This is a genomic window from Trichocoleus sp. AS-A1 (assembly GCF_039962015.1).
In the GTDB taxonomy this organism is placed as follows: Bacteria; Cyanobacteriota; Cyanobacteriia; order Cyanobacteriales; family FACHB-T130; genus FACHB-T130.
The window spans coordinates 1-20,185 of the sequence record NZ_JAMPKG010000062.1; the positions used below are offsets into that span (position 1 = coordinate 1).

Below are 20,185 nucleotides of genomic sequence, written 5' to 3' on the forward strand. Positions count from 1 at the left end.
TGGTCTTGGCTCAAAAGTCGAATTTGCAAGCAACTCGACCAATTTGATTGTCTACGTGATGCGATGGAGTATGTCTTGCACCTGGCGTCCTAACCCTATTGGCGGTTGCTATAACCCAGCGACTGTTATACCCGTTGCTGTTTCAAGAAGCTCACCCGGCGGAAACACCGGGGGCTTTCCCCCTCTCGCTGCGGCAACGAGGACTCGTGTGGGCAATATCGGCTGGGGTATGCCCGATCGCTTCGCTATTACTTTTAAGCTTGACTTATCGTTCATCCGCCACGCCCGACCCCTGGTTTACCATATCCGTCGGGGTGTTGGGTATGGTCTTCGGGTTTAGCAGTGCTTGGATGGTCGGTCAATTAGTCGTTGAACCCGTAGAAATGCTACAGCAAGCGGCTCGCGCTGTGGCAGCCGGGAACCTTAACATTCACATCAAATTGCTGCGAGCTGACGAATTTGGCCCCTTAATTGATGATTTTAACGACATGATTGAGGAGTTGCGAGACAAACAACGCTTGCAAGAAACCTTTGGTCGTCATGTCGGTCAAACAGCCGCTCAACAGATTCTCCAGCGCGATCCCAGCTTAGGCGGGGTCGAGCAGGAATTAACAATTGTGTTTGCTGACATCCGCAACTTTACAGCCCGATGCGCGGTTTCTTCTCCTCAGCAAGTCGTGACCATGCTGAACTTGTTCCTGACTGAAATGGTAAGAATTGTTGAGCAGGAACATGGGGGGATGGTAAACAAATTCTTAGGGGATGGATTTATGGCGCTGTTTGGCGTCGGAGATGACCCACACAATCATGCTGCCAAGGCTGTTGCAGCGGCTCAAAAAATGCTCCTCAGCCTGCAATTTATTAATAGCGACTTAGCGAAACAGGGACAAGCTCCTTTAGCAATGGGAATTGGCATTCATACGGGATCTGTGGTGTTAGGCAGTATCGGCTCACCCCAGCGATTGGAGTACACTGCGATCGGAGATCCGGTGAACGTCGCCTCGCGGATCGAATCTTTGACCAAAGAACTTGGAACACCGTTGCTGCTGAGTGCGGCGACTCATAAGCAATTACCCTCGACGATTTCGACTCAAGAATTGCCTCCCCAGCAGGTAAAGGGGCAACCCCACCCGATTATTGTGTATTGCCTAAAGGAATAGTCGGTATTCATGGCGGCAATTCTCATTTGGGTGCAGTACGGTTGAACCCCACCCCTGCCCCTCCCCGTAAACGAGGAGGAATTCAATATCCCCTCTCCGTCAAGGTCAAGGGGCTGGGGGTGAGGTTCCGAAATTTCTCGCCCTGGTGCGCTCTGTTGGGTAACGGCACCGGAAAAAACTACGATTTTACAAGGGTTTCAGGAGTTGGGTCTGTGAATTAGACATCCACGCTTTAGCTGTTTAATCGGCTGGTTCGTGGTACGGTTTTAGATCCGTTGATGTCTCAAGAGTTTTATACTCCTCCAAATGCATCCACCCAGCCTAAACCCCAAACACTTTCAGGAATTAGCCTTAGACAGCGGTATTGACCGCGATCTGGCTTTGCTCAACTTCATCTCATTGGAAGGAGACGCCTTTTATGAGTATTTGTTGATCTCCAATCGCATTCCCCGGACGAATACTGGGATGGTGAGCAGTTGGTGGCTGCATCGCTATGCTCATGGGGCGAAAGGAGGCTGGTGGTGTTCGGGACTCGATCCCCTTAACGATTGGCGGTTGATGGAGTGGGGGTGTTATAAGCCGAACCATCCCAGACCAGATAAAAAGGGTAAACTCATCAAGTACGAGCATCCGCCCTGCACGCCGACACGGATTTTTTGTCTGAGAGTGCCGCTTCATATCTGGCAGCAGACGGCATCGCGCTACGGCGTCCCCATGCCAGAGAAGATTGCGATCGCTCAAAACGGAGAAGCGCTGGGATTTTGGCAGTGGGTGCTAGAGATGAAAATCCCGACGATCCTTTGCGAGGGAGCCAAAAAAGCAGCGGCTTTGTTAACCCAAGGATATGCTGCGATCGCTTTACCGGGCATTACTAGCGGCTACCGCGTCACCAAAGACTTTCAAGGCAATGTTCTTAGCCGACAATTAATTCCAGACCTTCTGGCGTTCACGCGACTCAAACGCACTTTTTTTATCTGCTTTGACTACGAAACTCAACCCAAGACTATCAAAGCAGTCAATCAAGCGCAAACTCAACTGGGCGAACTGTTAGAGGAACAAAAGTGCCCGGTCAAAATTATCCGGCTTCCCGGATTACAAAAAGGCGTTGATGATTTTATAGTCGCCCAAGGCGCTGCCGCCTTCCAGACAGTCTATGAAGCCAGCCTCAACTTAGAAACTGACCTTGCTAAAAGCAAACCCCACACCGAGTTAACCTATTCCCCCGCACTCACCCTCAACCGGCGCTACCTGGAAAAATTGCCTTTTCCCACCTCTGGATTAGTCGGAATCAAGTCTGCGAAAGGAACCGGGAAAACCACTGCGCTGGTATCGCTGATTCAACAAGCGAAAAATAGAGGCGATCGCGTCCTGCTACTCACCCATAGAATCCAACTAGGGCAGTTCTTGTGCGAAAAAATTGGAGTGAACTGGATTAATCACCGCACACTCGAAAAACGGGATAAAAACCCGGATAACTTATTACCCATTGCCCCATCTTTAGGACTCTGTATTGATTCCATTTGGAAGCTGAACCCAGAACATTGGCAAGGCGCGATCGTGATTCTGGATGAAGTTGAGCAATCCTTATGGCATCTCCTCAACAGCGACACTTGTAAAGACAAGCGAATCAAGATATTAAGAGTCTTCCAGCAGCTAATCTCCACCGTGCTGAAAACTGGCGGTTTGGTTATCGCCCAAGATGCTGACTTATCAGACCTTTCCCTAGACTACCTGAAGGGACTCGCAGGAATTAAAATTGAGCCGTGGGTTGTATTAAATGAGTGGAAGCCTGATGGCTGGGATGTCACCTTTCACAACACCCCAAACCCAACCCTGCTAATACAACAGTTGGAACTCGATCTGATAGCCGGGCGGAAGTGTTATGTCACAACCGATAGTCGTTCCGGTCGTTACAGTTCAGAAACCATCGATCGCTACATCAAACAACGTCTAGAACAGTTCCTTCGACAATACCCCAAGACCTTAGTAGTTAGTTCCCAAACAACCAGCACTCCCGGTCATGAGGCGGTCAATTTTGTTGAAGCTATCAATCAAAAAGCCTTAGACTATGACGCGGTTTTTGTGACTCCTAGCCTAGGTACGGGAGTCAGCATTGACGTGGAACATTTCGACCGGGTTTATGGAATTTTTCAAGGCGTAATCCCAGACTCGGAAGCACGACAAGCATTAGCCAGAGTTCGTCAGAGCGTGCCGCGAATTGTTTGGTGTGCCAAACGAGGCATTGGCATGATTGGCAGTGGTAGTAAGAATTATCGGGTACTGTCTCACTGGTACCAGGAAAATCAGAAAGAAAACCTAGCTTTGATGAGTCCGCTTCATCCAGTTGATGTTGATTTGCCTTTAGTTTATGACTTAATTCACCTCAGAAGTTGGGCAAAATTTGCAGCCAGAGTAAATGCTTCGATTACTCTGTACCGTCAATCGATGTTAGAAGGATTAATCGCTGAAGGACATCAGGTAAATGTCATGAGCGATGCTCCCCCTCACGAGCGTCTCAGAGAGCTACGGATGGCGCTTTTAGCAGCAGCTCCTCGCGATTGGGAAACTTCTAAGAAGCTGGTTCGAGAAATTGTTAAAATTCAACAAGAATTTGAAGTGCGCCGCAAAAAGACTAAATCTATCAAGCATCAAATTGTCAAAATTCGGAATCAAATTGAATTACAAGCAGCGAGTGCAGTTGCGAATTCTCCAGACATTGAGCGCAGAGAATATGAGCGTCTGTTAACCAAGCGTTCTTTGACAGATGAGGAGCGAAATCAAGTGCAGAAATACATCTTGAAACAGCGCTATGGGGTAGAAGTGACTCCTCAATTAAAGTTACGGGACGATCGGGGATATTATTCACAGTTGTTGGTTCACTACTATTTGACTCACGAAAGCGAGTATTTTCAACTACAAGATCAACAAGAATGGCATCAGCAGTTGGAAAGAGGCGAGGGTAAAGTTTTCCTGCCAGATTTGAACACTTACACTTTGAAAATAGAGGCACTTAGAGCATTAGGAGTGCTGCAATTTATCCATCCGGAGCGTGAATTTAAAGAAACTGATTTAGACTTAGTTGAACTCAAAGCGACTGCACTCCGGTGTAGCAAACACATTAAACGTGCTATCGGAATCAGCATTCCGATGGAAACCGAAAAAGAGCGACTAAGTTGCATAAAAGTGCTTAGCAAGGTTTTGAATTTACTCGGCTTAAAGCTAAGGTCATTTAAAAGAAAAGAAAATGGATATAAAAATCCATTAAAAGTTTATAAAATTGACTCAAAAACTCTTGATGATGGCAGGAACGAAATCTTTGAAGCGTGGCGTTACAGGGAAGGCTTGATAGAGGAGAGTGTTTCCAACCAGAGAGTTTTCACCCTGAAATCTGAAAGATGTACTACCCCATACAAACCAGCGCTATTTCATTCCCAGCGATAAACGGATGAACGGGGAGCAACACCGATGCAACAACCAGCAATTTTAAGAGTTTTTGTATTTAAAGTTACAAATTTAGTTCATACAGAATTCAGCCTTAAGTGCAAGTAAGACATTCTATAGGGATGAAGCTGTAAGTTAAAGGCTGCCCTTAAATGTAAAACAGGGAACAAACGACGGGGAATATTACCTGTAGGGAATTCCAACCACTAGACACAGCGATCGCAATCGGGTCAATAGCCAAACCCGGCTTTAGCTGAGCAAGCTCCCTAAGCAGTCTTTCTTTACGCTGCTAGGTGCTTAGGCTTACTTAGGCTAAGGCAGGGATGAGTGCGATTGTTTCACAAAGCCGTTTGCGCGATCGCATTTACATACATCTAACCAGAATTTAGAAATAGGCACGTATGACAATAAGCATAATCGTTCATGGTGGAGCAAAAACCATTACAGAGGGCAAGGTTGAAGCGAACCATGCAGGCTGCTTGGCAGCTGTAGAAGCAGGTTGGACAGTGCTTCGCAGTGGGGGCAGTGCTGGAGAAGCCGTAGAAGCAGCCATCCGGGTTCTCGAAGCCGACCAGACATTTAACGCCGGATTTGGTGCGACTCTCAACAGTGAAGGTGAGGTAGAGCTAGACGCGGCGATGATGGAGGGCGATCGATTGGGTTGGGGAGCGGTAGCAGCAGTTCAAGGAGTGCGTCATCCAATCTCGGTGGCACACAAGATTATGGATGAAAAAGCCCGGTTCCTAGTAGCGCGGAGCGGCGAACGCTTCGCTGCCGAACATGAGATGGAGATGTGTGCAAAAGAAGACCTGATCAGTGAGGAGCAGCGACAGGAGTGGGAAGAGGAGCAAGAAGTTATCGATCGCCCCAACACCGTCGGTTGTGTGGCTCTAGATGCTAACGGCACCATAGTTGCCGGAACCTCCACTGGGGGCACTACAGGTCAACCACAAGGTCGCGTTGGCGACACAGCCCTGGTTGGTTGCGGCTTATACGCTGATAACCACTTGGGCGGTTGCTCAACGACGGGTGATGGCGAGTCAATTATCCCAGTGGTTCTTGCCAAGACAGCGATTGATTTTTTGGCTGGAGACACCCATCCAGAGGAAGCAGCACAGAAGGCGATTGACACTCTTGTCTCTAAGGTTGAAGGAGAGGCTGGCTGCATCCTGATAGACCGTCAGGGACGTATTGGGTGGTCGTACAACTCGTCTGACATGGCGGTAGCTTATATGACCGCAGAAATGGACAAACCAGTGGCGTTTATCAAGAAAGAAGAAGAAAACAACTCAAAAGTAGCATCCTTTGAGCCACATACAGAACAGATGCAGACGACTCACTCACCAGCCGCATAATCGAGTTGGCTACCCATTTAAGACGGGATGGAACCCCACCCCAACCTTTGTGAGATGCTAGCAGTTCAGATACCCGACTTCTTGGAGAAGTCGGGTATCTCGTATTCAGTTCAGCTCAGATTGAGGCGGTGATGCAAGTAGCTAGAAAAGCTCAAATTGCTGAATGATAACAATTCATTCATTCTCTAAGCAAAAGTTGTGTGGGCATTTTATCAGCTTTGCTTATCTTCCCATTTCTCCTGAAGTGAATACTCCCTAGGAAGATGATAGAAAAATTGGTTTATTGAGACAATACTGATTGTTTGCTGTGCAGCCTGCTTTTGCTTCATAGGGGTAATTTTTTATGAACTCAACATACGACTTTCAATACTTTCAGGGGAATTCTCTTTCCGATCTGTTTGCTCAAGACATCACAGATGGGCGGTATGCATTTATCCTAAATTACCCGGCGACTGCGACTTGGGCTGCTTACCCTAACAATAAAAAATACTATATTCAAGACGGTAGTAGTGAAGCCACCAAAACTTCCTTCGATAAAATTTGCCAGAAGGAACCTTGGAAAAATCTAGCGGTGTTAGGCGATCTCCTTCCAGGAGTTATCATCAGTTCGCCAGAAGACGCGCTGATTAACTATTGGCGGGAACATTTTGGTTTCAGCTACAAAAACATAGAGAGGATAGACTGCTCAACTTATCTGGATGAACTCAGCCAGATAGATACTCCGGAAGAATCTCAAAGCGATCGCTTTGACAAACTCATCACTCTATTTCCCTTCGATCATCTCAAACCAGAAAAACACGCTGTTCATCCGGATACTCACTACCGCTTGCTTAGCAAAGTAGCGCTAGCCGATCTGGGGATACAATGTCCAAAATATAAAACCTACAATCTGCACCAAATTAGCCTGGAAGACATTCAGCTACCACAATTCCCATACTTGATCAAAACCTCCCACGGACTCTCAGGCGAAGGTACTTATATTATCAAAAGCGCCAGCGAGTTAAACTACTGCTTGCACGAATTAAGGAAATACCTAGAGATTAAGTTCGTGGATACGATTATTGTTTCGGAATTTGTCAAGAATGAAGTGCAGAACTACTGCGTGCAGTTCTATGTCAGCAAGACAGGAGAGATTACGCTGATTGGCACTACAACCCAACTTGTCACTCCAGAAGGCAATTATTTAGGAGGACTCATTCACTACCGAGAAACCGACATGAGCAAGTTCTTTGAGATGATTGCTGCGGTTGGTAAGTATGCTCATCAACAGGGGTATTTCGGCGTGATTGGCTTTGATGTATTGGAAGATAAAGACGGACAACTCTATGCAATCGATGCCAATTTTCGAGTGAATGGATCGACTCCACTCTGCTTACAGCGTCATACTTTGCTGGGACTGAGAAAAGAAGTCGCTAAGTATTCTAGCGATTATCGGATGGATGGGACATTAGAGTCCATTCTTGCCACGTTGAAACCAGAATTGGAGCGTAAAGATTTTACGATATTGTCAGCTTTGGAGAAGGTTAAATACGGGAAAATCTACACCGAAATTTACGGAATTGTTGCTGGAGAAACGACCGAAGAAATGCAACAGATCGAGCAGAGTTTACAACATAAAGGATTACACATACTCAGTTAGAGGTTACTGGAGAGCTGATTTAAATACCGGGTATTAACTGTTGAATCTTTGTCAATAGTTATACTCTATGTATTCAGAACCCCGGCTTCTTAGAGAAGTCGGGGTTCTGACGTTCACGAATCAGTAGGACTGCTTCATATATAAGGGCTGCCTAGTAGCAATAATGACTGTTCTCAATACTGACTCGCTCAAACTTCTACGTTTCAGCTTCATTTTTATTCGATTTTGCTGATTGCAATACTATCCAACCAGCACTAGCGATTAAGGCACTAATCACTAAAAAGCCAATATCATAAGCTAACGTATGCGAACCCGGTCTGACATGATGAATGCCTAAAATCTGATGATCGATAACTCCTTCAATAAGATTGAACGCTCCAAATCCTAGTAATAGTGAACCAATAAAGGTTGGTGCTGACAAAGAATGACTTTGTTTTGCGGCTCGCCAAAACAGAAAAAGCCCAATTAATGTTAATAGCCAATCAAACAGATGAAACAACCCATCGCCAAGAGTATTTAGTTCCAAACCGGCAACGGTAGCATCAGTTTTAACACTGGAAAACATATGATGCCATTGTAATAATTGATGAATGACAATCCCATCAAAAAATCCAGCCTGACTCATTCCTAACACAATACCAGCCACAATCAGAGGGCGGCGATCGCGCTGATGGACGGAAGAATTTCCTTGGCTACTCGCCTGGGATGTAGTTTGGTTTGAAGTCATGGCAATACCTTTGTAACAACCTCAGCGCGTACATCACTCGCAACGAAAACGAATTCTTGAGTGCGGTTCGTTATTGACGATGGGGAGAAGAATTTGACTCCCAGAAAATAAACGGAAGCGGAAACAGGCCTATCTTCGGGATTAGGCTGCTTCAATTGTTTCGCTTCCTCTCAGAAATTACATCTAACTCCTAGAGGATTGACGATTGTTTTTTGGTATACAAGCTGGGCTAATTCTCTGGCGTTGAGCAGCGATCGCATTTTAGGCTATTGGCAAAATCCACACTAGAAAGTATTCGGTTGCGTCCTCCGCTGCTGAAGTCAGCTTGTTAGCCTAGAGAAGCGACAAATCGCCAGCATCTTTACTGAAAACTAGAACCAATAATTGTTGAAGTTGGTTTTAATCAGGTAAAAATAGCACTCTTCGGATCTTTCAAGAAAGAACCAAGAAAGAACAGAATTTTATCAACAGGATTTGAGACCTGATTTTTGTCATGGCTGTACTCACAACATCTATTCAGAACACTCATCCGATTACAGAACTCTATGTGTTTGGCGACAGCCTTTCGGATGCGGGGACGGTGTTCCGAGCGACGGGAGGAATGTATCCACCCAATCCACCCTACTTTCAGGGACGTTACTCAAATGGTCGGGTTTGGGTTGAGTATCTTGCCCTTCGCCTGCATCTCGACTCTAATCAAACCAAAAATTTTGCTTACGGAGGAGCAACTTCTGGAAACGATCGCAACAGTTTTGTCCCTGGTTTGCTAGCCCAAGTGCAATCGTTTATCCAAACACATCAACCGCTGAATTCAGAGGCACTGTATGTGCTATGGGCGGGGGGAAATGATTATTTACAGGGAGTCGAGCTAGCCACAATTCCTGTTGAAAATATCACTAAAGCGATCGCTTCTCTGGCTGATAAGGGTGCTAAAAAGCTCCTAGTGGTAAACTTGCCCGATTTGGGACATCTGCCGACTACCCGAACCAGTGCAAATGCTGCCAGACTCAGTGCATTAACCCAAGCCCATAATCAAGGTTTGAGGCGATCGCTTAAGGTAGCTCAGCAGCATTCTGACCTTCAGATTGCGACTCTAGATGCCAATCGGCTGTATCGAGAAGCGATCGCGAATCCGGCAGCGTTTGGCTTTACCAATGTCCTCAATGCCTGTTTGGCTGGCGCTGGGACTTCTGGCAGTCCAGACCAGTTTTTGTTCTGGGATGGCATTCATCCAACAACAGCGACTCATCGCATTTTAGGGGAAACTGCCTTTGCCGCGATTCAAGAAGCAGGGATGCTCAATTCTCCTTCGGTGCTGTTTGGGTAAACCACTCCATTGAAGCTTGAGCGATCGCACTCGGAACCGTGTGGGGTCCGTTGAACTCGTGATACTGCACGTCATAGCTTGCCCGTTGTAACTGCGGCACAATCCGGCGGCTGCATCGCTCAATCGGCAACACCGTGTCCCCCTTCCCGTGAGAAATGAATACCTGCGGCTTCCCTTCCTGTGCCGCAGGAGCCATGAATCCCGGTGAGAAGGCAATGATGTGGCTAAACAAGTCGCCATTGGTAATGCCCACTGAGAGGGCGTAGGAAGCCCCATCCGAGAAACCCGCGATCGCTACCTGATTTGGCGCGATCGCGTAACGGCTGAAGGTTTGTGCCAGCGCCCGGTCAATAAAAGTAATATCGGCACCGTACCCACTCCGAATCACGTCCCAAGTTTGTCGGCGCGAGTCTACTGCCAACAAAATTGTCTGGAAGGGATCTGCCAGATGGCGAACGATGTTCAGCGCCCCTTCTGAATCGCCTCCGGCTCCATGCAACATCAACACCAGTGGCGCAGGGCGGTCTGCCCGATAGGTTTTGGGTACATAGATAAAACCATCCCGCTGCCCGTCCAGCCCTAGGGGGTGCAATCCGGGAGTTGCGGTTGCGGTGGGGCGAGTTGGGCGGGATAACAATCGTCCGTCTGTGGCGGATGAATCAGCCTGCTTTGAACTTTCCATAGTCAATAAATTCTGTTGCAAACAACTAGAGAGTTGAGAGACCGCGAACGGTAAGATCGTGCCTGCTACCCCAAGCTGGAGTAGTTGTCGCCGTGTCCAATAAGCAGGAAAGCTTTTGTATTGCCTCATAGCGATCGCGCAGCGTCCCCGGCTCGCTAGTCATCCGTGAGAGCTATCTCTTCACGCTAGGATTTTTAACGGTTTCCTGCCTTAATCTTTGGGAAGATTCAGACTGATTTGATTGCTGGGTTTTATCAGCCTGTTAGCTCTAGAAAAGGATAAAACCGTTATTAATTGGAACGTCGATCCTATCAGAGGTATATAGAGCGTTAAATTCTGTAAAACATCAAGATACAGATGTATTCAGAGGAGCTATGTGCGTTTGGGAGCGCTCGTCTGGTGAGAAAAAATATAGTTTCGCTACTGGCTGTGTTGGTGGGGCTTTCCTATGCATGGCTCGGGATCTTCACGTCTCTGAACTCTTATTTTTTCAACTATCGTGCAATGACCATTCCTGGCTGGTTTAGGTTAGGGGCAACTATCGCTCTTGGGCTATATCTTCTTGGTGTCTATACGACGGCTCTGGCGTTTCAACAGATTTCCACCCGAAAATCGGCAATTGAGCCATCGTTTTTGGTGTTGGGTTGCATCATCGGTTTGCTGGTTGGCAGTTTACCCTTTTTCCTGAATTTCCTAACCCCAATCCCGTACCTGCTTTATTCTCCATATATTATTTTGCCTATTTCACTTTTGCTATCTTTTTTAGGAATTCGGATTGCTTGTAGATATGAACGAAGTAAATCTAATTCCACGCTAAGAGTTTTATTGTTTAGAGCCTTAATTCCGTGCGCGATCGCCTTAACCTTAATCTGGCTTCACAACGGCAGTTTCCCCAGTGTCAAAGCTCCTGCTGAAGTTCGGCAGGAATGGGCGTACATACAATTTGGGGATTACAAGGAAGTGGTGAACTCAATCAAAACTTGTCAGCCCATTCTAGAACGAGTAGGCAGCGTGAAACTTGTGGCACCGACCCAAGGCAGAAACTATATTATTTCCGATCCAGGGAGTTCCGGTCATAGGGGGGAATTGACTTTAGAAGTAATCGGAGACAAAGGTGTAGGTGTCGCTAACTTTAACTTCCATATCGTTACTTCGGTTTCACAGGTTCGATTTACCAATCGGGGGAAAACAGAAACAATCGTCTGTCGAAGGTAGGGGGGAATCTGATTTTTTCTGCCCCAACTCGATCGTCCCTGCAAAAGCGATCGCCTCTGCAAAGTTGCTTCACCGACGGCTCCTAAGCGAGCGGCATAACGATTTATTCAACTGTTACTTAGCTGTAGAAACCCGTCTATGCGATAGTTATATCGCACCCAACCCAGCACGCGATAGCGAAGGCGCTGACTTGTCAGTTCGCGCTTGCAAAGAGGATTAAAAATTAGAGCGATGTTTAGACTGATTTAGAAAATCCTTTAAGGTAAACCAGAGAGATAAACTTCCTAACATTATCAAACTAGCTCCGAGCGGATAGACGTACCAACGATTATCCTGCTCAACTTTTAGAGACTTAGCTTTTGAATCTTGGACAAATGCATTGATCTGGGAGGTTTTGTTCTCTGTAAAACTAAAACCGTTATTCATTGGAAAGTAGAGTTTCCCGTCAGATGTTTGCAAGACAAGCTGAGTTGATTTTCCATGTTTCTGAACGTTTGCTTTCTCTAATCGATCGAGTGGGAAGGGAGTCACGGTTTCCCCTCGCAAACTCGACACCACGAGTTTACACATACCTAACGATTGGCGGCGATCGCATTCTAAGGTTGCCAGTTGAGGATTCAGCAAAAACATTCCACCCCGGATAACCATAAAAACGCCTAGAACCGTTATCCAGAAGGGTTCTTTCAGATGTACGGAAACGCCCTGAAGTTCAAATGAGGTATATCGCCGCCCTGCTTTTTTGGAATCTTTGTCAGTTCCCATGCTTGTCCTCTCCTGTAGGGCATTGAACAAGATAAGTGCCACTTAGATGAGATACAAGCCCATGCATCCTGAGTCCGGTTAGCCCGATAAAACCGTCTAAGCCGTAGTTATCTGGCACCCGACCAAAAACGCGATCGCAATAACTTCCGGTTGATGAAGATAGTTAACCCAACGGAGCAAGTAAACTCAAGAGGCAGTTAAGGTTAAGCGCATACAGTTACAGACTGTTCGCGCATTTGCTTGATTTGATGTCATCACTGAAGGAGACTACGATGACTTCGACCACCCTAAAGCCTAATTTAACCGTTCCCGGCCCCCGTCCAGTCCCCATTCTCGGACGTGCTGCCCATGTTTATCGCTTCGCGTCCGACTCAATCGGATATACCCGCGACCTTTTCCAAACCTATGGCTCAGTTGTCTCCCTGACTTATGGTGGGGGCACAAATCTTTATTCACCGCTCCCCAATTGTCCTGGTACTGTATTTGTCTATGGCCCGGAACTCGTGCGCCAAGTAACGACCCAGCACGAGATTTATTATAAGCATCCCTTATCCGGAAAATTGTACCGCAGCCGGGAAGCCTCGGCGCGGACAGAACCCCTGAAGCACTTTGCTGTGGGACTCTTTGGCATCAATAGCGATCGCCATCGGCAAGCTCGTCAACTTCTCATGCCCGCCTTTCACAAACAGCGCATCGAGTCCTACCGCAACGATATCGTTACCATCACCCAATCGGTACTCGATCAAATCCGGGTTGGGGAAAAAAGTGACATTGACCAGATTATGCGGCTGCTGACAATGCGAGTGGCGACCAAAACGCTGTTTGGTGCTGATGTTGGCGAGATGGGTGGCATTACCGGGAAACTTTTTCAGGATACTGTAGGTTTGCTGGGAACGCCCATGATGGCACTATTCCCTGTGGACTTACCAGGATTGCCCTACCATCGCTTTCTGAATCTAATCGCCCAACTTGACGACGAGATGCGATCGCTGATTGCAACTAAAAGGGCAAAGGGCACTGACGATGGGGATGTGCTGTCGATGCTGATCCAAGCTCTTGACGCCGAAACTGGCCTCGCTCTGAGCGATGATGAATTGCTGGGACATACTGGCGTCTTCTTTTTAGCCGGACACGAAACCAGTTCCAATGCACTTACCTGGACGCTGTTCCTCCTCTCGCAACATCCGCAAATTTTTGCCGATCTCCTCGACGAACTCGAAAGCGTGCTGCATGGTGAAGCGCCGACAGTCGAGCAATTGCAACAGTTGCCGTTATTAGAGCGAGTTATCAAAGAGAGTATGCGTGTATTGCCGCCAGTCCCCTGGAATGGGCGCGTCACCGCGCAACCGACTGAACTCGGTGGTTATGCCTTGCCTTCGGGAACGGAGGTATTTGTCAGTATTTACCAGACTCACCAGATGCCCGAACTTTATCCAGAACCGGCGGTTTTTAATCCGCACCGTTGGGAAGGATTTGAACCCACTATTTTTGAATACAATCCCTTCAGCGCTGGCCCCCGGATGTGCATCGGTGCAGCCTTTGCCATGATGGAAATCAAAATAGTGCTGGCAATGCTTTTACAACGCTACCGCCTGCAATGCATTCCCCATCTGAAGGTAGACCGTTTTGGGGTGATTGTCATGGCACCGAAATATGGGATGCCAACGATCGTCCATCAGCAAGATCGTCAGTTTAGCCAGGGAGTGGGTGGCGTGCGCGGTAACGTGCGAGAGATGGTGAAATTGCCTGAATAATCCGGTACGAGTAGGGGCGACGCATTCGGACAAAAAATCTTGGGCGATAGACACTCGGAACCCCACCCCTGCCCCTCCCCGTGAACGGGGAGGGGTTCAATATTTCCTCTCTCCGTTCACGGAGAGGGGTTAGGGGTGAGGTTCGGGACTGCATCCAATAGAGAATTGCGGCTATTTGAGACGGCAAACCAGGTTATTTCCTCTGTAGCGTTGTTTCCTCTGAAGTTCCCCGGAAGTGGGAAAATGAGACAAATGGCGCTTAGTGACAAAATTGCAAGGAAAGAGGGAAATGCTAAAACGGATTGCCGCACTACTACTGGTGGTATTAAGCGTAAGCTTGCAAAGTTGCACTGTCGCTAGTGCCACCAGTGGCTTAAAAAGCTATGTAGATAGCACCGACGGTTATCAGTTCCTATATCCCAACGGCTGGCTTCCAGTCGAGGTGAAGGGTGGAGCCGATGTGGTGTTCCACGATATCATTGAGCCTTCTGAAAATGTGTCAGTCGTCATTAACCCGGTTGGGGCAGAGAAAAGCCTCGCTGAGTTGGGGACACCGACGGAAGTGGGATACAAATTATCAAAAAGCGCGATCGCACCCCCAGGATCGGGACGCGAGGCAGAATTAGTGAACGCTGAAAAGCTGGAATCTAACTCTAAGACTTATTACATACTGGAATACACCGTCAAACTCCCCAATCAGCAACGCCATAATCTTGCCTCTATCGCCGTCAGTCGCGGTAAACTTGTCACCTTCAACGCTTCTACCACAGAAAAACGCTGGGAAAAGTTGAAGCCATTGTTAGAGCAAGTCGTTAGTTCATTTTCCGTCTATTGATAGCGATCGGCTGATGGCTAATGGCTCATAAAAGTGATGAGAGTGATAAGAGTTGAGGCAAAAAGAGAATTATTTAATTCAAAACTCAACACTTAAAACTTGTTGACAATTAGCAATTCGCCACTGACAACAGAACGATGACCCTTCCCACTTTAGTCTTAGCCTCCGCTTCTCCAGCTCGCCGTCGCCTGTTGCAAAGTGCCGGAATCGAGCCGGTGGTTTGCCCTAGTGATTTTGATGAGTCCCAAGTCTCAACTAGCGTTGCATCCGAATTGGTGCAAACTCTGGCGTTGCGGAAAGCGGAAACGGTTGCGAATCAATTTCCAGATGCTTTGATATTGGGATGCGATTCGGTGTTGCTGGTTAACGGTGAGATTCATGGGAAACCAGCAGATGCAGCACAAGCGATCGCCCGTTGGCAAAAAATGCGCTCCCAAATCGGCGAACTCTATACGGGTCATGCTTTAATTGACCAGCAGCAAGACAAAACCGTGGTACGCTGCGGCATCACAAAAGTTTATTTTGCCGATACTAGCGATCGCCAGATTGAAGCCTACGTCGCCACTGGCGAACCCCTCAAATGTGCTGGCTGCTTTGCCCTGGAAGGCAGAGGGGGACTATTTGTAGACAAACTGGAAGGTTGCCATACAAATGTCATTGGTCTGAGCTTGCCACTACTTCGCCAGATGTTCGGTGAACTGGGATACGATGTCACCGATTTTTGGCAAAGATGAAGGATGAAAGAAGCTTGTTGTCCATTGCTACTAGCAAATAACAACTGATAATTGATTTGTGCCTTTTTCTTGAATTGCTCCGGAATTTGTTAAGGTTCCTAGATTTTTGATTGAGGCAAAGGATCTGCGTGTCTAATATTGGCTAAGGCAAAGCTTTTGGAGGGCTTTTGTTCATGGGAGTAAGTAACGAGTTTAAAGCACAACTCAAGGCTGGCAAAATTTTTGAGGCGCTCACCTTGGCACTCAGCGAAGCCATCGAGTTAGAAATCACCACCTGGGTTTCATCGACTGACTCAGATGCCTCGCCTGGGGTGAGGACAGACCAATCTTTATCCGGTCAACCTTTACCCGGTCACTGTATGCGAACCCGCATCAACATTGTGGATGGTGATATAGAAAATGAAGTCGGCAGCGAATTTCTGAATAGCGGCCCCTACAACGAACTGCGGGAATTTCACCTCCAGCAAGTTCACGAAGGTCGGGAAATTATTCAGGAAAACCTGGCAAACTTGCAACAGCTGTTTACAGTTTTAACGAACACGCTGTCTGAGATACCAGGATCGCGATCGCGTTCAAATCCACAACAAGTGTTACCTTCCATCAATCCCGAAAATCCTTGAGACTCAGAACACTGGAGAGCCAAAATAAATGCAAGTCAAAGGTTAAGCTTCTCTTCAGGACTGAGTTTTGAGTATTGAGTATACCCCAGACTTAAAAATAGGGGCTTGAAATCAGGACGCTTTATTCCTTGGGGCTACATCAACTTGAAACAAACTGCGCCTCTATTTCCGTTTTGAAAAGGCTGTACCCTACTTACTTTAAACCTCAGTCCTCAGTCCTCAGTCCTCAAACCTCAGTCCTCAGTCCTCAGTCCTCAAACCTCAGTCCTCAAACCTCAGTCCTCAAACCTCAGTCCTCAGTCCTCTTTCTATTGACAACTCACAATTGGCTGGAAATTTGGTTATGGCGGCAAGCGATAAATTCAAACAACAACTCAAAGCTGGCAAAATTGTTGAGGCACTTTCTACGGCACTCAGTGAGACGATTGAGTTAGAAATCACCACCTGGGTTAGCTCTACCGACATAGATGACAGGACAAGCGAAGAACAGCCTCAACCAGGTTCGCGGATGCAGACCCGGATTAATATCGTTGAGGGCGACATCACCAACGAGATTGGCGATCGCTTTCTCAACAGTGGTCCCTATAGCGAACTGCGACAATTCCATCTAGAGCAAGTTCAGCAAAGCCGCGCGATTATCAACGACAACCTCAAGAGTTTGCAAAAGTTATTTGGGATGTTGGTAAGAGTCGGGTACCAGAATCCTAAAACTGCCTCGATTCCTCCAGACAAGTCTAGAGTTGATCCTCGCCTACCACCAGACGAAACCGCAGCTTCTAGGGTGACAATTGAGCCTGAAGTGTCGCTTGTTGAGGGGTCGCCAACAGATGCGATCGCATTTGACCCCCGCGTGGAGATTGACACCGTTCCTGCCATTGCACCCACACCATCCGTCACCCCGGATTTCCTGCCCCCAGCGACCCCAGAAACCCCTGTAGAGCCAGCCGTGAGTGCCCAGGGGGAAGAAACCGTCATCCAGGAACCACCGTTTCAGCCAGGGTGGACGCCGGAATTCGGCTCGGCGCTTCCCCCGGATTTCCTGCCCCCAGCGACCCCAGAAACCCCTGTAGAGCCAGCCGTGAGTGCCCACGGATGGGAAGAAGCCGTTATCCAGGAACCGCCATTTGAGCCAGGGTGGACGCCGGAATTCGGCTCGGCGGTAAACTGGGGAACCGAGGAGGAGTGGGAAGAAGTGGAAGTCGAGGAGGAACCGACACCCCGCTTCTCAGCGGGGTTTGCGCCTGTTGAAGAAGATGAGGACTGGAATGACAATGATGATGGCTGGGAAGAAGATGAAGAGCCGTCAACGACGCCTGATCCCAGCAATCCTAGCGGCATTTCAGATCCCATAGCGGTTTTGTTTGGAGACACTCCCGTGGAGCCTTCCCAGCCTTCTCCACCGATGTCAGATACGCGATCGCCCGTCAACATTGAAGAGGCTTTATTTTCACAAACACCGCCTTCACAAACACCGCCAAAGCCGTTTGATGAGTTTGATGAATTTGAAGAAGATGAAAACGAATTTGACAATCCATCGCCTCCACCACCCTCCAAATAATCATTAAAACCAAACTGGATTCATACAACGATGGTCAATACACCAGATACCAACAGCAACGAGATTAATCCCAACCTGCGGAAAAATTTTAACAACTTTTTGCAGTCTCTGACCGATGTGCTAATCGACATCACGGCTCTCGAAGTAAATACAATGGTCGTGGATCATATTAGCGGGACTAAGTTTATTCCTTGGGAAGCGTATCGAGATATTTACCCAATTTCCACAACCTATTTGGAAAGGGCAGGAATCCATCCATCTCTATGGTCTCGGTATCTGAGTCTGCGTAAACAAATCGAGACAGAGTATTGCCTATATTGCCTTGAGGAGAAACTTTTAGAACAGGATGCTTCACAGCTCAGGGAATATGTCCGAGTTCTCAGCGATCCCACAGCAGAACTAGATATTCAAAAAACAAAACTGCCTAACCCGCTGAGTCCTTCTGCGAATCCGGCTGTTGAGATTAACAAGATTCAAAACTTACTCGATGACAGTAGATTTTTACGGAGCTTGCGGAAGGTTGATGAGCTAAAAGCAGCCCTGGATAATCGGAATAAGTCTTTGCAAAAAAGCGAAGCATCGCAAGCATTAGACCCGGTTGAAGAAGTAACAACCGATATGATTTATGCCCAATCAATCATTCAGTTAGATGGAGATATTATCAACCGCTATCACCAGAGACTTTTTGAACACGAGCATAAAGATATCATTTTAGATATCCACAGACAGGGTGTTACTGCGGGTGAAAAACAGTGGCATGGGTTATTAGAATTTATGGTGAATTTAGTGGAATCGTTGGTCAATCAAGGCAGTTCCTCAATGAAAAATTTATTCAAAAACCGCAATTAATCCTGAAAAAAACGATCTAAAAAAATAGGTCAAAAAATAGGAAAGATGAGCTGAGAAGGAGTGGGAAATTATCTATCAGGTTCCTTTAGGCAACCTCTTAATTTAGATTCATGCATTCAAATCGAGGAAGTCAAAGACGCAAAGGGACAGTTAGTGTCTCATTTCATCAGATTCAACTTAGATGAAAACATCCTCGATCAAATTTTGCAAGCGAGAACCAATGGACAAAACTTATCCATTTCCCGGCGTTTGCTAGCAGAGTTGCGTTCTTATGCGCTAGTAGATGCGGGAAGCTGCTTGCAGTCTGGGCTGATTTTCTGCACTCACTACGATCGAGCGGAGAGTAGAGAGTCAGTAGCGGAAAACTTTGTCATGCAGAGTACGATCGCTCTCGATGGAGATATCATTCACCAAATTCGCCACGATTGTCTTAAAGATTCTATTTGGTGTTTAGCGATCGCAACTGCTCACCACTGGCTAATCGATCAACTGCTCAATCAGCTACAGCTCAAGATTGCCTTATGGTTGAATGGCCTATCTTGGATGCTCTCTTTGCTAACTACGGCGGCGACAGTTATCTCTAACTTACAGCGCCTGAATTTATGGACGCTGTTAGCATCGGCGGCGATGGCATGGTTCTTGCAAGTAGGCTTTAAGCGTCTGTCGCTGTTATTTTTGCCGTTGCTGAGGCGTTGGGTTTTTCGTCAATTGTTGTTGCGCTTGCTTTCTTCCAATCCGAGGGATAGAAAGATTGCGAAAGGCATTTTAGGGCGGTTCGTGCCTTAACAAGAGGAGTTGGAGGTGATGCGATCGCTTATCGAGTTGCGTTGCATAAAGCGTAGCGATCGCTCTACTCGCATCCTTCTAACGAACTCTAATAAACTGGCTTGTATGCAGCACCGCTTCACCATGATCCGGAATCCATGCTACCCATTCGTCCTCAGACTGCTGGCAAAGTAGCAACGCTTCATCGTGGCTATAAGGGTTGGGAAGTTCTAGCAACTGTACCCAAGTCGAATCCTGATAATCCATCTGAGACTGGGTTCGGCTGGGTTGAGGTGCCCAGTTTCTAGTCCGGGACAGCAAAGGAAGTACGCAATAATTCAATGTCATATCTGTTTCCCCTCCAATAGCAATAACAGCACTCAGAGTTGGCTGACTGCTCTCCGTCGCAGTTAAGAGCCTCCACTGATAAGCTATTTTCAAAACATTTCTGTAACAAATGCTACGGAATTTTTGCCGATCAAATCAACTACCTGTCGTAAAACTTTATGTTTGATAAGACGAAACCTAAGAGGGATGCAAGATCCAGCGAATAGCAATTCTCTATTGGAGGCAGTAAAATTTAACCCCACCCCGCCCCTCGACCTTCACCCAGAGGGGTTCAATATTCTCCCCGCCCCGTTCGCGGGGCGCAGGGTGGTTTCAAGGTCAACAGAGAAAAATGAGGATGGGTTGATAAACCATATTCAACCATCAACCCATGACCCTCATAGATCAATTAAAAACCATTGCAGACCCTCGTAG

18 protein-coding genes and 1 pseudogene are annotated in these 20,185 nt (G+C 47.3%); 14 read left to right on the forward strand and 5 right to left on the reverse strand.

Annotated elements, in window-relative coordinates; genetic code table 11:
* The 5 genes and pseudogenes from NC994_RS26445 to NC994_RS26465 all read left to right on the forward strand — a co-directional run.
* Positions 1–93, forward strand: a pseudogene (locus tag NC994_RS26445) (IS630 family transposase); the annotation flags it as partial.
* A 230-nt stretch (positions 94–323) separates the two neighbouring features.
* Positions 324–1,160 (forward strand): adenylate/guanylate cyclase domain-containing protein, encoded by an 837-nt coding sequence (locus tag NC994_RS26450; RefSeq protein WP_348225656.1) that lies wholly within the window; start codon positions 324–326, stop codon positions 1,158–1,160.
* A gap of 306 nt (positions 1,161–1,466) precedes the next feature.
* Positions 1,467–4,601: a plasmid replication protein, CyRepA1 family gene (locus NC994_RS26455; RefSeq protein WP_190433934.1), complete on the forward strand. Its 3,135-nt coding sequence runs from the start codon at positions 1,467–1,469 to the stop codon at positions 4,599–4,601.
* 401 nt (positions 4,602–5,002) lie between these two features.
* Positions 5,003–5,956 (forward strand): isoaspartyl peptidase/L-asparaginase family protein, encoded by a 954-nt coding sequence (locus NC994_RS26460; RefSeq protein ID WP_190433936.1) that lies wholly within the window; start codon positions 5,003–5,005, stop codon positions 5,954–5,956.
* Between the two features lie 343 nt (positions 5,957–6,299).
* Entirely contained in the window at positions 6,300–7,595 is a 1,296-nt protein-coding gene (locus NC994_RS26465; RefSeq protein WP_190433937.1) for an ATP-grasp domain-containing protein, read from the forward strand.
* Between the two features lie 196 nt (positions 7,596–7,791).
* On the opposite strand, the gene NC994_RS26470 is transcribed toward NC994_RS26465, so the two are convergent.
* A complete protein-coding gene (locus tag NC994_RS26470; RefSeq protein WP_190433939.1) occupies positions 7,792–8,322 on the reverse strand; it encodes a DUF2243 domain-containing protein in 531 nt (176 codons plus the stop codon).
* 493 nt (positions 8,323–8,815) lie between these two features.
* Between NC994_RS26470 and NC994_RS26475 the strand changes: the two genes are divergently transcribed.
* A complete protein-coding gene (locus NC994_RS26475) occupies positions 8,816–9,649 on the forward strand; it encodes an SGNH/GDSL hydrolase family protein (protein ID WP_190433941.1) in 834 nt (277 codons plus the stop codon).
* Here the strand turns inward: NC994_RS26475 and NC994_RS26480 are convergent.
* Both NC994_RS26480 and NC994_RS26485 read right to left on the reverse strand, forming a co-directional pair.
* Positions 9,621–10,331 carry an alpha/beta hydrolase-fold protein gene (locus tag NC994_RS26480; protein ID WP_190433943.1) on the reverse strand — a complete coding sequence of 237 codons (711 nt, stop codon included), beginning with the start codon at positions 10,329–10,331 and terminating at the stop codon, positions 9,621–9,623. The two genes, NC994_RS26475 and NC994_RS26480, sit on opposite strands and share 29 nt — an antisense overlap.
* A 25-nt stretch (positions 10,332–10,356) precedes the next feature.
* Positions 10,357–10,494, reverse strand: coding sequence for a hypothetical protein (locus tag NC994_RS26485; RefSeq protein ID WP_190433945.1), 138 nt, complete (start codon positions 10,492–10,494; stop codon positions 10,357–10,359).
* Positions 10,495–10,835: 341 nt separating this feature from the next.
* On the opposite strand from NC994_RS26485, the gene NC994_RS26490 reads away from it, so the two are divergent.
* Positions 10,836–11,546, forward strand: a complete 711-nt coding sequence (locus NC994_RS26490; RefSeq protein ID WP_190433948.1) for a hypothetical protein — start codon at positions 10,836–10,838, stop codon at positions 11,544–11,546.
* 216 nt (positions 11,547–11,762) lie between these two features.
* On the opposite strand, the gene NC994_RS26495 is transcribed toward NC994_RS26490, so the two are convergent.
* Entirely contained in the window at positions 11,763–12,308 is a 546-nt protein-coding gene (locus tag NC994_RS26495; RefSeq protein WP_190433950.1) for a hypothetical protein, read from the reverse strand.
* Between the two features lie 272 nt (positions 12,309–12,580).
* On the opposite strand from NC994_RS26495, the gene NC994_RS26500 reads away from it, so the two are divergent.
* The 7 genes from NC994_RS26500 to NC994_RS26530 all read left to right on the forward strand — a co-directional run bounded on the left by NC994_RS26500 (position 12,581) and on the right by NC994_RS26530 (position 19,444).
* Positions 12,581–14,062 (forward strand): cytochrome P450, encoded by a 1,482-nt coding sequence (locus tag NC994_RS26500; RefSeq protein ID WP_190433952.1) that lies wholly within the window; start codon positions 12,581–12,583, stop codon positions 14,060–14,062.
* 289 nt (positions 14,063–14,351) lie between these two features.
* A complete protein-coding gene (psbP, locus tag NC994_RS26505; RefSeq protein ID WP_190430730.1) occupies positions 14,352–14,897 on the forward strand; it encodes a photosystem II reaction center PsbP in 546 nt (181 codons plus the stop codon).
* Positions 14,898–15,034: 137 nt separating this feature from the next.
* Positions 15,035–15,631 (forward strand): nucleoside triphosphate pyrophosphatase, encoded by a 597-nt coding sequence (locus NC994_RS26510; RefSeq protein ID WP_190433954.1) that lies wholly within the window; start codon positions 15,035–15,037, stop codon positions 15,629–15,631.
* A gap of 173 nt (positions 15,632–15,804) precedes the next feature.
* Positions 15,805–16,251, forward strand: a complete 447-nt coding sequence (locus NC994_RS26515; RefSeq protein ID WP_190433956.1) for a hypothetical protein — start codon at positions 15,805–15,807, stop codon at positions 16,249–16,251.
* Between the two features lie 343 nt (positions 16,252–16,594).
* Positions 16,595–17,809, forward strand: coding sequence for a hypothetical protein (locus tag NC994_RS26520; RefSeq protein WP_190433958.1), 1,215 nt, complete (start codon positions 16,595–16,597; stop codon positions 17,807–17,809).
* 30 nt (positions 17,810–17,839) lie between these two features.
* Positions 17,840–18,658 (forward strand): hypothetical protein, encoded by an 819-nt coding sequence (locus tag NC994_RS26525; protein WP_190433960.1) that lies wholly within the window; start codon positions 17,840–17,842, stop codon positions 18,656–18,658.
* A gap of 153 nt (positions 18,659–18,811) precedes the next feature.
* Complete coding sequence (locus NC994_RS26530; protein WP_190433963.1) at positions 18,812–19,444, forward strand: hypothetical protein; 633 nt, start codon at positions 18,812–18,814, stop codon at positions 19,442–19,444.
* A gap of 78 nt (positions 19,445–19,522) precedes the next feature.
* Here NC994_RS26530 and NC994_RS26535 read toward each other — a convergent pair whose 3' ends face one another.
* Positions 19,523–19,771 (reverse strand): hypothetical protein, encoded by a 249-nt coding sequence (locus NC994_RS26535; protein ID WP_190433965.1) that lies wholly within the window; start codon positions 19,769–19,771, stop codon positions 19,523–19,525.
* Between the last annotated feature and the right edge of the window lie 414 nt (positions 19,772–20,185).

Excerpts from the sequence above, each read along its gene's own strand:
- psbP (WP_190430730.1), top strand. The coding sequence starts at position 14,352 with ATGCTAAAACGGATTGCCGCACTACTACTGGTGGTATTAAGCGTAAGC.
- NC994_RS26460 (WP_190433936.1), top strand. The coding sequence starts at position 5,003 with ATGACAATAAGCATAATCGTTCATGGTGGAGCAAAAACCATTACAGAG.
- NC994_RS26480 (WP_190433943.1), bottom strand. The coding sequence starts at position 10,331 with ATGGAAAGTTCAAAGCAGGCTGATTCATCCGCCACAGACGGACGATTG.
- NC994_RS26470 (WP_190433939.1), bottom strand. The coding sequence starts at position 8,322 with ATGACTTCAAACCAAACTACATCCCAGGCGAGTAGCCAAGGAAATTCT.
- NC994_RS26465 (WP_190433937.1), top strand. The coding sequence starts at position 6,300 with ATGAACTCAACATACGACTTTCAATACTTTCAGGGGAATTCTCTTTCC.
- NC994_RS26525 (WP_190433960.1), top strand. The coding sequence starts at position 17,840 with ATGGTCAATACACCAGATACCAACAGCAACGAGATTAATCCCAACCTG.
- NC994_RS26500 (WP_190433952.1), top strand. The coding sequence starts at position 12,581 with ATGACTTCGACCACCCTAAAGCCTAATTTAACCGTTCCCGGCCCCCGT.
- NC994_RS26455 (WP_190433934.1), top strand. The coding sequence starts at position 1,467 with ATGCATCCACCCAGCCTAAACCCCAAACACTTTCAGGAATTAGCCTTA.
- NC994_RS26520 (WP_190433958.1), top strand. The coding sequence starts at position 16,595 with ATGGCGGCAAGCGATAAATTCAAACAACAACTCAAAGCTGGCAAAATT.
- NC994_RS26475 (WP_190433941.1), top strand. The coding sequence starts at position 8,816 with ATGGCTGTACTCACAACATCTATTCAGAACACTCATCCGATTACAGAA.
- NC994_RS26450 (WP_348225656.1), top strand. The coding sequence starts at position 324 with ATGGTCTTCGGGTTTAGCAGTGCTTGGATGGTCGGTCAATTAGTCGTT.
- NC994_RS26485 (WP_190433945.1), bottom strand. The coding sequence starts at position 10,494 with ATGACTAGCGAGCCGGGGACGCTGCGCGATCGCTATGAGGCAATACAA.
- NC994_RS26495 (WP_190433950.1), bottom strand. The coding sequence starts at position 12,308 with ATGGGAACTGACAAAGATTCCAAAAAAGCAGGGCGGCGATATACCTCA.
- NC994_RS26510 (WP_190433954.1), top strand. The coding sequence starts at position 15,035 with ATGACCCTTCCCACTTTAGTCTTAGCCTCCGCTTCTCCAGCTCGCCGT.
- NC994_RS26490 (WP_190433948.1), top strand. The coding sequence starts at position 10,836 with ATGACCATTCCTGGCTGGTTTAGGTTAGGGGCAACTATCGCTCTTGGG.
- NC994_RS26535 (WP_190433965.1), bottom strand. The coding sequence starts at position 19,771 with ATGACATTGAATTATTGCGTACTTCCTTTGCTGTCCCGGACTAGAAAC.
- NC994_RS26515 (WP_190433956.1), top strand. The coding sequence starts at position 15,805 with ATGGGAGTAAGTAACGAGTTTAAAGCACAACTCAAGGCTGGCAAAATT.